The organism is Tangfeifania sp. (assembly GCF_055108615.1).
This window is the reverse complement of sequence record NZ_JBSQIC010000053.1, coordinates 14,969-30,211: the sequence shown is the minus strand read 5'-3', so window position 1 is coordinate 30,211 and position 15,243 is coordinate 14,969. Positions and strand designations below refer to the sequence as shown.

General features: G+C 41.8%; 12 protein-coding genes. 9 read left to right on the top strand and 3 right to left on the bottom strand.

Annotation, left to right across the window (positions count from 1 at the left end):
- The 3 genes from ACTCNA_RS11875 to ACTCNA_RS11865 form a co-directional block, all read right to left on the bottom strand.
- A partial coding sequence (locus ACTCNA_RS11875; RefSeq protein ID WP_462948135.1) for a carboxypeptidase-like regulatory domain-containing protein occupies positions 1-629 on the bottom strand: 629 nt, incomplete at its 3' end.
- Between the two features lie 246 nt (positions 630-875).
- The gene (locus ACTCNA_RS11870) at positions 876-2,717 is read right to left on the bottom strand and encodes a helix-turn-helix and ligand-binding sensor domain-containing protein (protein ID WP_462948134.1); all 1,842 of its coding nucleotides are present in this window, start codon (positions 2,715-2,717) and stop codon (positions 876-878) included.
- 90 nt (positions 2,718-2,807) lie between these two features.
- Complete coding sequence (locus tag ACTCNA_RS11865; RefSeq protein WP_462948133.1) at positions 2,808-3,749, bottom strand: hypothetical protein; 942 nt, start codon at positions 3,747-3,749, stop codon at positions 2,808-2,810.
- A 415-nt stretch (positions 3,750-4,164) separates the two neighbouring features.
- On the opposite strand from ACTCNA_RS11865, the gene ACTCNA_RS11860 reads away from it, so the two are divergent.
- From ACTCNA_RS11860 to ACTCNA_RS11820, 9 genes are all read left to right on the top strand, one after another.
- Positions 4,165-4,776: a YceI family protein gene (locus ACTCNA_RS11860; protein ID WP_462948132.1), complete on the top strand. Its 612-nt coding sequence runs from the start codon at positions 4,165-4,167 to the stop codon at positions 4,774-4,776.
- A 48-nt stretch (positions 4,777-4,824) separates the two neighbouring features.
- Entirely contained in the window at positions 4,825-5,994 is a 1,170-nt protein-coding gene (locus tag ACTCNA_RS11855; RefSeq protein WP_462948131.1) for a hypothetical protein, read from the top strand.
- Between the two features lie 121 nt (positions 5,995-6,115).
- Complete coding sequence (locus tag ACTCNA_RS11850) at positions 6,116-6,676, top strand: hypothetical protein (RefSeq protein WP_462948130.1); 561 nt, start codon at positions 6,116-6,118, stop codon at positions 6,674-6,676.
- Positions 6,677-6,678: 2 nt separating this feature from the next.
- Positions 6,679-7,119, top strand: coding sequence for an RrF2 family transcriptional regulator (locus tag ACTCNA_RS11845; protein WP_462948129.1), 441 nt, complete (start codon positions 6,679-6,681; stop codon positions 7,117-7,119).
- 138 nt (positions 7,120-7,257) lie between these two features.
- The gene (locus tag ACTCNA_RS11840; protein WP_462948128.1) at positions 7,258-7,632 is read left to right on the top strand and encodes an HYC_CC_PP family protein; all 375 of its coding nucleotides are present in this window, start codon (positions 7,258-7,260) and stop codon (positions 7,630-7,632) included.
- Between the two features lie 93 nt (positions 7,633-7,725).
- Entirely contained in the window at positions 7,726-11,580 is a 3,855-nt protein-coding gene (locus ACTCNA_RS11835) for an efflux RND transporter permease subunit (RefSeq protein ID WP_462948127.1), read from the top strand.
- Between the two features lie 2 nt (positions 11,581-11,582).
- Positions 11,583-12,812 (top strand): TolC family protein, encoded by a 1,230-nt coding sequence (locus ACTCNA_RS11830; RefSeq protein ID WP_462948126.1) that lies wholly within the window; start codon positions 11,583-11,585, stop codon positions 12,810-12,812.
- 1 nt (position 12,813) lies between these two features.
- The gene (locus tag ACTCNA_RS11825; RefSeq protein WP_462948125.1) at positions 12,814-14,652 is read left to right on the top strand and encodes an efflux RND transporter periplasmic adaptor subunit; all 1,839 of its coding nucleotides are present in this window, start codon (positions 12,814-12,816) and stop codon (positions 14,650-14,652) included.
- A gap of 18 nt (positions 14,653-14,670) precedes the next feature.
- Positions 14,671-15,210: a hypothetical protein gene (locus tag ACTCNA_RS11820; RefSeq protein ID WP_462948124.1), complete on the top strand. Its 540-nt coding sequence runs from the start codon at positions 14,671-14,673 to the stop codon at positions 15,208-15,210.
- Positions 15,211-15,243: the final 33 nt, after the last annotated feature.

Below are 15,243 nucleotides of genomic sequence, written 5' to 3'. Positions count from 1 at the left end.
TAAATTGCTGCAGATGCTTCATCTTTTAAAACATCAATGGATTCAATGTCCGAAGCATTCAAATAATCGATATTTCCAACGGCGACTCCGTCAACAATATATAATGGATCTGAATTACCGATTGTTCCCAAACCACGAATGGTAACCCTGGTACCTGAACCAGGTGCGCCATTGTTTCTGGTAATACTTATCCCTGGAGCCACGCCTTGCAGAGCCTCCATTGCAGTACCAGTATTCATTTCCGCAATGTCCTCACCTTGAACATTCAGGTTAGAACCGGTGGTTAAGGCTTTCTTTTGTACACCATAACCAACTACCACAACTTCATCCACGTCAAAAGCAGTGCTCTCAAGTGCAACGTTTATCTCAGTGCGGCCGTTTACCGGTATTTCCTGTGACTTCATACCAATAAAAGAAAACTGGATAACTGCATCTTGCGGTACTTCCAACTGATAATTTCCATCAATATCAGTAACTGTACCATTTGTCGTTCCTTGTACGACTACCGACACTCCCGGTAAGGGTTGTCCGTCATCTGCCGCAGTTACTACACCGTTAAGTGTAATTTGCTGCGCAAATGCTCCGAGCGTAAAAAGCGAACATAAAAAGAAAAAAAGAATTTTTTTCATAGGATTCAATTTAACATTTTTTATTACAAAATTTTTAAAAATATTAAATCCAAAAATGCAGCATTAAATCCGGTATACCATAAGTAACAACGCTACAAAAATACTTCAACCTGTAAATGCAAATACATCAAAAATACATCAATATAAATATAATATGTTGATTATAAGTATATTAAAATTAGGATGCGTAATAAAACAAATACTACAAAAAAAGAAAAGGGGTATTACATGAGAGAAGTAATTGCATCAGATGTTAGATAAGAAGGTAGATAAATTGGTATCACGCGAAAGATTCAGTTTTTTCCGTAAACGATAGCGGCTGATTTCAACGCCCCTTTCAGTTATATTCAACAAAGCAGCAATCTCTTTTGACGTTAAGTTCATTCTTATATACGCACAAAGCCTCATCTCCCGTGGTGATAAATCAGGAAATTTTTGGTTTAAATGTTTAAAAAAATCTTCATGCACCTCGTCAAAATAGGTTTCGAATATTTGATTTTGTTGTTTGTTATCTATCTCTTTGTTCAGCTTTCTGTTCAATGATATCAGTTTGGATTTAAGCTGGCTGTCGTTAGTTTTATTCATCAAATGTTGTATTTCTTCTTTGATTTGGAGAAACGACTTATTTTTATGAATGATATTCATGGTTTGATTTGCCAGTTCTTTGTCGCGGTGAAGGATTTCATTTTGAAGTTTTTCATTTCGCAGCCGGATAATCTCTTTTTCGGCTACCAATGCCTGATGCTGGAATTGTTCTTCCTTTTTCTGAAGTTCTGCTTCATGTTTTAGTCCCTCTTTTTTCCGCGACAATTCAATTCGGTAGAGTACAAATTTATAGATAAGAAAAATCAGCCAAACACTAAAAATGAAGTAGGCCAAATAGGCCAACTGAGAGCGGTGCCAGGGAGGAAGTACTGTAAAACTAAATGCAGACACCTCACTTTCAACATCATAAATATTTTTTGCTTTTATTTTCAGGGTATAATCCCCTTCGGGCAGGTTGGTAAAATCGCGGTAACTGTCCGATGTCCAGCCCGACCATTCTTCTGAATAATTTTCCAGATAATAGCTAAACTGCAGTTGTTCCAAATTTTCAAAAAATGGAGAGGCAAAATGAAACCTGAGCGCGTTTTTTCTGAAAGGTATTTCAACATCAACATTTAAATAATTTGGATTAAAGTAGATAGTAGAATCGACAGATAGCATTTCCACTTTTGTAATGAAGCACTGAAATTCTTCGGAATAGGATTTAAGAATTTTTGACGAGTAGTGGGCAAATCCATTATCCAACCCCCAAAAAACATGGTCGCTACTATACGGATACACAAACTCAAAACCGTTCACATATTTGTCGTCCAGCTGCTTAAAAGGAGCCGTTATTTTAGTATAATTCAGGTCTTCGTTGCGGCGCAGCACACCCGACTCATTCTGGGCGATAAACCATATATTTCCCGATTCGTCGGTTTTTAAAGTTAGCAACTGACCATTAAGGGAAGATAACTCATTAAACTGTTCATAGATTTTAAAAGAATCAGAAGATTCCTGATAGCTATAAATACCATCGATACCAGAAATGAAAAATTCATTATTCAGGGAAAATAAAATATTATTTTCGTTTGATGGCAGGCCGTCGGTTTCAGTGTAAATGCGGTATTGAACAACACTGTCTTTTGTTTCGTTCAGCCGTACCCTGAAAACTCCTTTCCCGCCATGACTGATCCAAATAATTCCTTTGTCATCCTCGAAAAGAAACCGGCTCGATTCATTAAACCCTTTCACTTTTTTGTAAAAAGCCCAGCCAGTTGATGTTTTTTGCAGCAACACAAGCCCGTTGTAGTGGCCCCCCAGTAACAAATCCGGGTTTTCTTTTAGCCTGATGTATTTCCATGCCCCTTCTTCTTCACTAATATTTACAGCACGGTCGTTTTGAATAAGAAAAGTTCCTGAGTTATGGGCACAAATTAACTGATCGTCAAAAATATCGAGCGACCACACCTGCCCGACAGTATTTTCCACCAGCTTAAAAGTTTCTTCACTTTCCGAAAAATTAGTAAACGACTTTACATATAATCCCTGGTTTGTTCCCAAATAGAGTTTATCCTGAAAAACCTTGCTGCAATAACCAGTTCCCAGGCCCTCATTTTCGGTAATAAAACTCAGTGGCGAATTAATTTCAATTTAATCAATTCCATTATCGAGCCCAAGCCATACATTATTTTTCCTGTCGGAAAAAACACTTAGAACCGTGTTGTTTTGCAGCCCTCTGGCGCGATTGATGTGCTGCAAAATATTACCATCGGTATCGGTAATAACAATTCCATCCAAAATCGTCCCAAATACAAATTGGTCATCCATAATTTTTGAGCCGCTGAATAACTTATTCTTTGAAATTAATTCATCAGCCGGAGTAGCCCATCTGCTAAGTATTCCGTTTTCAAACTTGTAGATCCCGTTATTTCTTGTTCCAATTAGCAGGTGGTTATCCTTTATTTCCAATATCGACCAGATTTCAGTATTTTTCAAATCCCCTGCCCAAGGAACTTTATTGATCATTCCGTTAATATATTCAAACAGCCCAACTTCAGGTTCATGTAAAAACAGACGACCGTTAACATTAAAAGAAAAATGAAACCTGCTTTGGGGTTCTATGACTTCAATTTGATTATTGTTGAGTAAGAACAGGTAATCGAAAGACTGGAAAACAATTCCCTGCGGGATTTCATGAATTTTCCAAATTTCTCCAAATTCAATATCCGGGTTGGGCAGCAAGTGCCGGAGGCTTTGAAAAGAAGGAGGATTTGTACCGTTTTGCTGCAACACGCCAAAATCGTTATTCAGGCCTGCAAACACGCGGTTTTCTTCATCAACAGCAATTGATCTTACCGGGGCGGACCGTGAAATTTCAATTAAATCCCAGTGGAACCCGTCGAAACGTAAAATGCCATCATTATTGGCAAAGTACATAAATCCATTCTCATCCTGCGCAATTCCCCAATTTTGGGTGCCTGCGCTGTACACACTTTTATTGTAATTAACAACGTAGGGTGTGCCAGTGGTTTTTACCTGGGCAACCGTTTTAATTGATAAAATGAAAAGTAGTATTATAATTGCTCTCTGCACCTGAAATATTCTTTATTGCTGCTGAATTAATTCTTAATCTTACTGCCCGTGCTACCAAAATGACTGACACAATGCCTGAACTATATTAACAGACTACAATAAAGATACAAAGTTAAATTCACCTATGATAAATATACAATAGACTGGACAAAAATTCCCAAATTTTGAATATCTCTATTCTATCCCTTTGAGGTAAAATTTCTTCGTATTTTATATTGAACTAAACTTCAGACACATAGACTTGTTTTGAAAGGCTTTGACAAACAGAATGATAACAAATCTCCAATGTTAATAGTTTAATAAATCTGCTTTTAAACATTTTCTAATCCCACATTTTTTCGGAATACTTTTTATTACTTTGTCCTACTAAATTGATAGGATGAATAGGATGAATAGTAAATTAAATTTTATAACAATGAAAAAGAATGCTTTCAGATATCTCGCATTGAGCATTTTAACCGCAACTTTCTCGATAGTTGCAACCGCTCAGCAAGATTTTATTTTAGACAAAGAGAACAGTGAATTAACAGTTTCGGGGACTTCTAACTTACACGACTGGGAGATGGTAGCTGAAACTTTTAGTGGTGAAACCAGCATTACAATGAATGAAGGTAACATCACGGAAATTTCGTCGGTGTACTTTACCTGCGCAGTAGCAGACATTTTGAGCGACAAACGGATAATGAACAACAAAGCACACGATGCTTTAAAGGAAAAAAAACATCCGGAAATAAAGTTTCAAATGAACCAGGGCAATGCAGCAAAACTTGCGGACGGTAAAATTGATTTGACCGGAACGTTAACCATTGCAGGTAAATCGGAAACAGTGAATGTCACTTCCGACTACCAGCTCGATTCAGGCAACAAGTTATCTGTAATGGGAGAAGCCACGTTAAAAATGACCGATTTTGGCATTGAACCTCCAACAGCCATGTTTGGTGCAGTAGAAACTGACGATAAAGTTACTGTGAAGTACAGTTTCAAATTCAATAAAAGCAGGGATGAACTTTCTGCGAAAAACAAATAAAATTCAGAAAACAGAATTAGTACAAAACAATTAAAATTTAAAAGGAAGATGAACACAAAAATGATTTTAACCGGCCTGGCCGTTTTGTTTAGCCTTGGCGTATTTGCACAGCAATTTGAAAAACCGCAAATAGATGACAAAGAATTTGAAAGCCTGAAAGTAAAAATAGGAGGTGATTTTGCCTTACAGTTGCAAATGCTCGACCACGAAGCACCAGTTGAGTTAATTGATTTGAAAAATAACTTTAACCTTCCAACTGCAAATCTGAATATCACTGCAGATTTGGCTCCAGGTATCCAGTTGTATATCAATAACTACATGTCATCGCGCCACCACAACGATGCATGGGTTGAGGGCGGTTATCTCACCATCGACAAATTTCCGTTTTTGCCATCGGCCAACAACCTGATGAAAAATTTTACCATAAAAGCTGGTGTGATGATGCCCAACTATGGCGATGCCCATTTTTACCGCAGCAACAATGCTTTTGTAATTAATAATCCGTTTGTGGGCAACTGGATTATGGATGCCTACACTACAAACCCCGGATTGGAAATTCTGTTTCGCAAAAACGGTTTTCTGGCGCTTGTGGGGACCAACAACGGGCGCATGAACTACGGACGCGGAAATGATATTGGTGAAGACCTTGTTTTTAACTGGAAGCTGGGATACGATAATTACCTTACTGACGACCTGAGAGTGCGGGGCACCCTGTCCGGATATCATGTTGGCGAAGGCCACAGTGGTTCATACCTGTGGGACGGCGACCGTGCCGGTGCACGCTATTACAATGTAATGCAAACGGCAGATGCCGAGGGAGACAATTTCCGTTCAGGAAGATGGTCGCCCGGAAGCGGACAAACCGAAATGAACAGTTACATGGCCAATTTATTTCTACAATTCCACGGCCTCGAACTGTTTGGAATTTACGAAAACATGAAAGGTGTTCGGGGTGGAAACGACCAGCACTTTACCCAAACAGCCCTGCAGGCTATCTACAGATTGGGAAGTTTTTATGTTGGCACTCGCCTCAACAAGGTATCAGACAATAACGATTCATCAGTAAACCGGTTTAATATTGGTGGCGGCTGGTACATGGTAAACAACGTGTTGGTGAAGCTCGATTACGTGAACCAGGAATACGAAGGTGCTGCACATGGCGACATCGACGGAGGAAAATTCAATGGGCTGGTGCTCGAAGCAGCCATCTCATTTTAAAAATAAAGAAAATTGAAGGGTTGCCCGTAAAATCAACGGGCACCCCACTTAATTTATCAGAACAATCATTTTGAGATTGAAATTCATAACATATTATTTCCTGCTTGCAATTTTTGCTTCAATGCAATCCTTAAGTTTTGCATCAGGCAGAACTGATACCGACGGGAAAACCGAATATGAAAATTATATTTCAATAAAGGGGTCATCAAATGTAAATGAGTTTGAATTAATAAATGTCAGTCCCTCAATCAGCGAAGCTTCGGAAACTGCCACAAAAAACGGTTCTTTTAGAGAAATACAAATAGCAGTTGATGATTTTACAGGCCCTAATGACCGGATGATTCAAGATTTTAAAGAAATGGTGGATGCAGGCAACTACCCTTTCATCAAAATTTTTATTGAACAAAAAGAGCTGGCCGATTTCGACGAAACCACCGGATTAACCAATTTTAAAACTGAAATATCAATAGCAGGTGTGTCACGTGAATATGTTGTCCCATGCCGGGTTGAATCAAATCTTGAAAAAGGTTATTTACTCGGTGGTAGTTTTACTCTAAAACTGACTGATTTTGAAATTGACCCGCCACAGAAACTTATGGGGCTGGTGAAGGTTAAAAATAAGGTTTTTATTAACTTTGTTTTCAATTTCGACACCGAAGAAATTTTAACTAAAAAAATGTAGCTTTGAAATTTAGCACAAAAACAAGATATGGAATAAGGGCAGTTCTTGAAATTGCATTAAACGCCAATGAAAAAGGCATTTACCAGAAAGATATTGCAAAAAATCAGGAAATTTCATACAAATACCTCGACCATATTTTAAGCTCACTCAAAGCCACAGGAATTGTAACAAAAGCACACGGCCGCAAAAGTGGTTATGTGTTAACGCGAAAACCATCTGAAATTACAGTTTACGACATACACAATGCTTTTGAACCTGGCATTTGCGTGATTGACTGCATTGCACCTGAATTTGAATGCAATCGCGAAAATAACTGTGCCCTGAAAGGATTTTGGGGACAACTGAACAACCAGATTATCGAATATTTTAAATCGACAACCATAAAAAATTTAATGGAAGAACAGGTTAAACTGGATGACATGGCAGAAGTACAACATTATTAAGTCGTGTTCCGGAACTGAACGGCTCAAAGCCGGTTTCCGGACGTTAGCAGATCCAGGAAAAAATATTATAACATTTTCTCAAAATTGTGTAAAACAATCAAAGGCATAAGATGTTACTTTGTTACATGATAAAAATAAATGATTAAAAGTTTCAGCCATATTACCCTTTCGTTTTTGTTGCTAATTGCAACAACAGGGATGACTGTATCTCAGAATTACTGTGGCGATTTTCTGGTTTCCACCTCGTTTTTTGACGAAACCAACCCCTGCTGCGATTCCGGTGAATGCTGCCACAACGAATCAAACTTTTATCAGTTAGGCGAAGATTTTTCACCACCGCAAATTTCAAAAATTCCGGTGTTCAAACAGCTCAGTGTTTTTGCAAATTATTCCTCTAACACCAATTGGAAACTTCCCGAATCAACTGTTAAAAAGGCATTTAGTTTATTTGGATCTCCACCTCCACTCACTACGCTCAAAGCACTTTCACTAAGACAGGTATTTCTTTTATGATTTTATTATGGTTAACAGGCAGCCACTGGTAAACAACTATGCGGCGGCTGAGTTGTTGTATTCATAAAACAATAAAATCATAATTGAAGTTACATGTTAAATAAAATCATTCGTTATTTTCTTGAAAACAAATTAGTTACCATACTGGTATTAATTTTTTTTGTAACATGGGGCATTGTTACCGCCCCTTTTGGCTGGGAAATACCCGGCCTGCCATCTGACCCTGTTCCGGTGGATGCCATACCGGACATTGGTGAAAACCAGCAAATCGTTTTTACCAAATGGCCGGGACGGTCGCCACAGGATATTGAAGACCAGGTTTCATATCCTTTAACCACCTATTTGTTGGGTATCCCGGGCGTAAAATCTATCCGGAGCACCTCGGTTTTCGGGTTTTCCAGCATCTTTATCATCTTCGAAGAGGATATTGAGTTTTACTGGTCGCGATCCCGGATTTTAGAAAAGCTGGCATCGCTGCCGGCTGGGTTGCTGCCCGAAGGGGTGCAGCCCGCACTCGGACCCGATGCCACCGCGCTCGGGCAGGTTTACTGGTACACCATCGAGGGACGCGATAAAAAAGGCAACCCCACCGGCGGTTGGGATTTGCACGAAATACGTACCGTTCAGGACTTTTATGTAAAATACGGATTGAATGCCACCAAAGGTGTTTCAGAAGTCGCTTCCATCGGTGGTTTTGTGCAGGAATACCAGATTGATGTTAATCCTGATGCTTTAAAAGCCTACGACATCCCACTTCACAAAGTGATGATGGCGGTGCAGAAATCGAACCGCGATGTAGGGGCCAAAACCATCGAAATCAATCAGGCGGAATATTTAGTCCGTGGCCTGGGATATATCAAAAAAGTAGAAGATATCGAAAAAGCCGTTGTAGCCGTTCAGGAAAATGTGCCTATCCGTATTCAGGATATAGGCGTGGTAAGCTTAGGTCCTTCCACCCGTCGCGGCGCCCTGGATAAAGACGGTGCCGAAGTGGTTGGCGGCGTTGTGGTTGCAAGGTATGGTGCAAATCCGCTACAGGTTATTAACAGTGTAAAAGAAAAAATCAAAGAAATTGCACCCGGCCTGCCTAAAAAAACCCTGGCAGATGGTACAGAAAGCCAATTGACCATAGTGCCTTTTTACGACCGTTCAGAATTGATTCATGAAACACTGGGCACACTGGAAGAAGCTTTAACGCTCGAAATACTTGTAGCTATTTTGGTGGTGATTGTTATGGTGTTGAACCTTAGGGCTTCGTTTCTGATTTCAAGTTTGCTGCCCATTGCCGTACTGATGGTTTTTATCGCGATGCGCTATTTTGGGGTGGACGCAAATATTGTTGCGCTCTCAGGCATTGCCATTGCTATCGGAACCATGGTCGATTTGGGGATCATTTTATCCGAAAATATTATAAAACATATTGACGAGGCTTCACCGGGGCAAAAACTGATCACTACGGTTTACAATGGCGCGGCCGAAGTGAGTTCAGCTATTTTAACAGCCGTTTCCACAACCATTGTAAGTTTTATCCCGGTGTTTACCATGAAGGCCGCCGAAGGAAAACTTTTTGGGCCACTGGCTTTCACCAAAACTTTTGCCCTTGTTGCTGCACTTATTGTTACGATGTTATTTCTGCCCACACTTGCCCATTGGGTTTTTGGGGCTCAAATAAAGAAGAAGAATATTGTCAGATGGCTGAATATCGCTATCATTCCCGTGGGAATAATTGTGCTTTTTACAGGCTATTTATGGGGTGGCTCCATACTGGTTGCTATCGGTGTATCCGGACTGCTCAATCAAATATTCAGGGGCGGCGAAAAAGAATCGCAAGGAAATACAGGTTCAAAAACAATAATTTGGCTGAAAAAATTTGCGTATGTTGTGCTAAAACACGCCAGCGTGATTATTGCTGTGATCGCCATAACCTGGTTGCTGGCAAAATACTGGCTGCCGCTCGGAGCATCACGGAGCCTGGTTACCAACTTTATTTTTGTATCCGTAATGGTGGGCTCTGTCCTTGGCAGCTTCCTTCTTTTAGAACATTACTATAAACGCATCCTCAACTGGTGCCTTAACCATAAAATCACATTCTTGTCGCTCTCCTCTTTCCTTATGCTTGTTGGAATAACATCATGGATAGGCTTTAACAGCCTTTTCGTATTTGTGCCAAAAGGGTTCGATAAGTTGGGATGGAATATACGGTCAACAGAAGTTTGGACAGGGCTAACAGAGGCCTTCCCTGGAATTGGTAAGGAATTTATGCCCTCTTTAGATGAAGGGAGTTTCCTTCTGATGCCCACATCAATGCCCCATTCCGGTATTGAATTCAACCGGAAAACCGTTGGGCAACTCGATATGCTGATAACCAAAATCCCGGAAGTTGAACTGACCGTAGGGAAGTTGGGAAGGGCCGAATCGGCTTTGGATCCGGCGCCCATTTCGATGTATGAAAATGTCATCAACTACAAACCCGAATACATGCTGAATGAAAAAGGGCACCGCACCCGGTTTAAAGTAGATGATAATAATCGGTTTATTCTAAGAAATAACGATACCCTCACTAATCAAGAAGCTTTGCAAAGAGGAATTCTCAGGGAACAACTGATTCCGGATGAAAACGGAAATTATTTCCGCAACTGGCGCGATAAGATCAAATCGCCCGATGATATCTGGGCAGAGATTATAAAGGTAACCAAAATACCCGGCTTGACTTCCGCTCCAAAACTACAGCCCATTGAAACACGGCTGGTCATGTTGCAGACCGGCATGCGTGCGCCCATGGGGATTAAAGTATATGGGCCGGATTTAACCACGATACAGGATTTTGGAATAAAACTGGAAAATATCCTGAAAACGGTTCCCTCGGTTAAAGCCGAAGCGGTATTTGCCGACCGGATAGTTGGGAAACCCTACCTCTTGTTTAATATCGATCGCGAAAAGATTTCACGCTATGGCTTGAACGTGGAAGATGTGCAGCAAACGATAGAAACGGCCGTGGGCGGGATGAAGGTAACTTCCACCGTGGAAGGGCGCGAACGGTTCCCGGTGAGGGTGCGTTACCCGCGTGAACTGCGCGATGATCCGGAATCATTGAATAAAATCCTGATTTCAACACCAACAGGGGCACAAATCCCTATTGGTCAGATTGTGGATATCGAATACCAGCGGGGGCCCCAGGCGATTAAAAGCGAGGAAACCTTTCTGGTAGGCTATGTTCTTTTTGATAAACGCGACGGTTTCTCAGAAGTTACCGTGGTCAATGATGCCCAAAAAGTGATCCAAAACAAAATTGATTCCGGGGAATTAGATGTCCCTGCGGGTATCAGCTATAAATTCTCAGGAAATTATGAAAACCAGGTACGTGCAGAAAAAAGACTGTCAGTCATCGTTCCTATTGTGCTGATCATTGTCTTTTTGATTCTGTATTTCCAGTTTAAATCGGTCTCGACCTCACTGATGGTTTTCTCAGGAATTGCCATGGCTTTCAGCGGGGGATTCCTGATGATATGGTTATACGGACAAGGCTGGTTTGCCGACTTTTCGGTATTTGGCGTTAACCTGCGGGATCTCTTCCAGATACACACCATTAACCTCAGTGTGGCCGTGTGGGTTGGTTTTATCGCCCTCTTCGGCATTGCTACTGACAACGGGGTACTGATAGCCACTTACCTCGACCAGAGTTTTAAACGCAATCTCCCGGCAAATTTGAAAGAAATCAGGGCTTCTGTGGTTGAAGCCGGGGTACGAAGAGTCAGGCCGGCCCTGATGACGGCAGGCACCACCATGATTGCTTTGTTGCCGGTGCTCACCTCCACCGGAAGGGGCTCGGATATTATGATCCCGATGGCAATCCCTTCATTTGGCGGAATGGCGATGGCCATTATCAGCATCTTCATGGTGCCGGTGCTGTACAGTTTAAGGGAAGAACAAAAAATTAAAAAACAATAGTCATGCGAAAATATATTTTTATATCCATTTTATTAATGGTAGTGGGTTTCGGGGCAAAGGGCCAAACACTGGAAGAATACTTCAGTGAGGCCGCCGGAAATAACCCTGGTTTGCAAGCAAAATACAAGGATTTTGAAGCAGCCCTGCAAAAAGTGCCCCAGGTAAGCACGCTGCCCGACCCTGCTTTTTCCTTCGGCTATTTTCTTTCGCCGGTAGAAACGCGGGTAGGGCCGCAGCGGGCGAAGTTTTCGCTTAGCCAGATATTTCCCTGGTTTGGGACGCTGGAAGCCAAAGGCGATGCTGCTTCCCTGATGGCCGAAGCCAAATACCAGGCGTTTCTGGATGCCCGTAATAAATTGTATTACAATGTGGCTGCAGCGTATTATCCGTTATATGAATTGAACCGGTTGAAAGAGATTGAACGCGAAAATATCGATATCCTTCAATCGTATAAAACCATTGCCATTTCGAAGTTTAGAAACGGCGCTTCACCAATGACAGATGTGTTGCGGGTGGACATCATGCTGAAAGATGCCCAAACCAACCTCAGCATTCTCAACAAAAAGGAAAAGCCGCTGCTCGTTGCATTTAACAATCTGCTTAACAGGGATGAAAACGCTGCTGTTGATGTTCCTGATTTATTAACAGCGGAATACCTGCCGGAAAATTTCAGGAAAGATTCCCTGCTGGCAAATCCCACGCTAAATGCACTCGATCTGAAAATTAAAGCGAGTGAAGCCTCTGAAATCGCCGCGCAAAAACAGGGATTGCCAAAATTGGGAGTCGGACTGGATTATGCAATTCTTGGGAAACGAAACGATATGAGCGTGACAGATAACGGTAAAGATGTACTGATGCCGATGGTTTCGGTAAGTATCCCCATTTTCAGGAAAAAATACGATGCTGCCGAAAAAGAAGCACAACTAATGCAGCAAAGCTATGCGAATCAAAAACAAGAAGTCGAAAATACACTTATCGCTGAGTATGAAATGGTTTGGTATGAGATTGATCGGCAGTTGCAACTATTGTCACTTTATGAACAGCAAATCAAGACCACCCAACAATCGTTAAACTTACTTTTTACTTCGTATGGTAATTCCGGTAAGGAATTCGAGGAGGTTTTGAGAATGCAGCAACAATTGTTGAAATACCGCAAAATGAGGGCAACAGCCCTTTCTCAATACAAAATTGCCATTGCTAAAATTAATTACTTAACATCAAAAACATATTAAAATGAAGACGACAAACAAAAAAACAATAATAATTGCGGCAGCCACGCTGATTGTTGGTGTGCTGGCAGGATGGTTGATTTTTGGCGGCTCCGGTTCTGTAATGAAGAACGGCAATACGTCTCAAGAAGAAGGCCACGAACACGTTAAAACTGAAATAAACGGAGAGACTGTCTGGACCTGTTCCATGCACCCGCAGGTACGTCAAAACGAACCGGGCAACTGCCCAATATGCGGCATGGAGTTAATCCCGCTTGAGGATGACCAAAACGAAGATATTGACCCTGAAGCCATAAGCATGTCGCCGACGGCCATGAAGCTTGCCAATGTGAGTACGGCAATGGTGGGAAAAGTGCATCCCGTTAAACAAGTACGGCTCGATGGGAAAATTGAAGCCGATGAACGGTTAATATTTTCGCAGGCATCGCACATACCGGGCCGAATAGAAAAGTTAATGGTCAATTTTACGGGCGAATATGTGAGCAAGGGAGAAATCATTGCTTATGTGTATTCACCCGAGCTGGTCACTGCCCAGGAAGAATTATTTGAGGCACAGAAAATAGCTGAAACACAGCCCCAATTATTTGCGGCGGCCAAAGAAAAACTGAAAAACTGGAAACTTTCTGACACCCAAGTTGAAGGCATTTTGAGCTCCGGAAAAATTAAGGAAGAATTCCCTGTTCAAGCCGATATTTCCGGTTATGTGACGGCAAAAATGATTAACCTGGGCGATTATGTCCGCGAAGGGAAAACTATTTATGAAATTGCCGACCTCTCTAAAGTCTGGGTTTTGTTTGACGTGTATGAATCAGATATCCCCTGGGTGAAAAAAGGCGATATCGTGGAATTTTCCGTCGCCTCCCTGCCGGGCAAAAATTTTGAGGGTGTCATTTCTTATGTTGACCCGGTGATAAACCCGAAAACGCGGGTGGCCAAAGCCCGGGTTGAATACAACAACGAAGAGGGTAATCTCAAACCCGAAATGTTTGCCTCCGGGGTTGTTGAGGCCAAGCTGACAAATACCTCGAAATCACTCGTGGTGCCTAAAACTGCCGTGATGTGGACCGGAAAACGTTCGGTGGTTTACATCAAAACAAAATCAGATCAAGGGGTGAATTTTATCATGCGTGAAATCACCTTGGGCCCTGCTTTAGGGGATAGTTATCTGGTTGAAAACGGCTTGATGGAAGGCGAAGAAATTGCGGTAAACGGTACATTCAGCATCGATGCAGCGGCCCAACTCGCCGGAAAACCCAGTATGATGGCCCCTGAAGGCGGCCCTGTTTCAACCGGACATAACCACGGCGGTATGGATATGGGAACAACGGGTGAAAGTGAAGCTTTCATTACACAGGATTTACCTTCGGTGCCGGAAGCTGACATTGAACCGATAGAAACCGACCCGCAATTTACAGAACAACTGACGGATGTTTATGAAGCTTACCTCGACATGAAAAACGCATTCGTGGAAACCAATGCCGAAAAGGTGAGCGAAGAAGCAAAAGATGTAATTGCGGCGCTGGAAAATGTAAACATGGGATTACTCAAAGGCGATGCCCACATGGCGTGGATGGATCAGCTCGGAACGCTGAACAGCTCAATCGAAACCATTGGCAATTCTAAGGATATCGAAAAACAACGCCAGGCATTTGCTGAGTTTAACCTTGCCTTTTACAAAAGCCTGAAAATGTTTGGATTGAACGGCACCGCATATTACCAGTTCTGCCCCATGGCAAATGACGACCAGGGTGCATACTGGTTAAGCGAAACAGAAAAAATCAGGAATCCCTACTTCGGAGAAATGATGATGAGTTGCGGAGAAGTAAAAGAGGTCATAAAATAATTCAAAAAAATATTGAAAATGAGAAATTTAGTAAAAACAATTTGGTTAGTTGCAGCAGTGGCGTTGTTTGCAGCCTGTGAAAAAGAAGAAGGAGCAGGAACACAGAACAATTCGGTTGAAGGTGTTTACACCGGTACCCTAACTGAAGAAGGGACTAAAAGCGCAAATGCATTTTCCGAAAGCTCGGCAGCGGCCACCGCCGAAGTAACAATCGTTGGTGAAAATGAAATCGAGGTGAATTGCTACACCAGCGACTTCGATACCACTTTCGTGCTCAACTATTACGAGCATCACCACAGTGCTTATGTGTGTTTTACCGGCGAACGTTTCGAAGAAATGTACGGGCACATGCTCGGCGGCGGCCACATGATGGACGGAATGATGGGTGACATTGGTGATGGTGAAACCGAATGGATGCACCACATGAACGAAGAACACAATGAAGACGATGAACATTTCGGCGGATTCAACATGGACAACCATACTTTTTCATACACCTTCAGCATGATGGATGAAGACAGCACTTATAACCTGATGTTTCAGGGATCAAAACAGTAATCAATTTTATATCATTAATTTTTAAAAGGAGTA

What these genes read in the sequence shown, in the direction of transcription:
- ACTCNA_RS11835 (WP_462948127.1), top strand. Translation starts at nt 7,726, where the DNA reads ATGTTAAATAAAATCATTCGTTATTTTCTTGAAAACAAATTAGTTACC.
- ACTCNA_RS11825 (WP_462948125.1), top strand. Translation starts at nt 12,814, where the DNA reads ATGAAGACGACAAACAAAAAAACAATAATAATTGCGGCAGCCACGCTG.
- ACTCNA_RS11850 (WP_462948130.1), top strand. Translation starts at nt 6,116, where the DNA reads ATGCAATCCTTAAGTTTTGCATCAGGCAGAACTGATACCGACGGGAAA.
- ACTCNA_RS11820 (WP_462948124.1), top strand. Translation starts at nt 14,671, where the DNA reads ATGAGAAATTTAGTAAAAACAATTTGGTTAGTTGCAGCAGTGGCGTTG.
- ACTCNA_RS11860 (WP_462948132.1), top strand. Translation starts at nt 4,165, where the DNA reads ATGAAAAAGAATGCTTTCAGATATCTCGCATTGAGCATTTTAACCGCA.
- ACTCNA_RS11855 (WP_462948131.1), top strand. Translation starts at nt 4,825, where the DNA reads ATGAACACAAAAATGATTTTAACCGGCCTGGCCGTTTTGTTTAGCCTT.
- ACTCNA_RS11830 (WP_462948126.1), top strand. Translation starts at nt 11,583, where the DNA reads ATGCGAAAATATATTTTTATATCCATTTTATTAATGGTAGTGGGTTTC.
- ACTCNA_RS11840 (WP_462948128.1), top strand. Translation starts at nt 7,258, where the DNA reads ATGATTAAAAGTTTCAGCCATATTACCCTTTCGTTTTTGTTGCTAATT.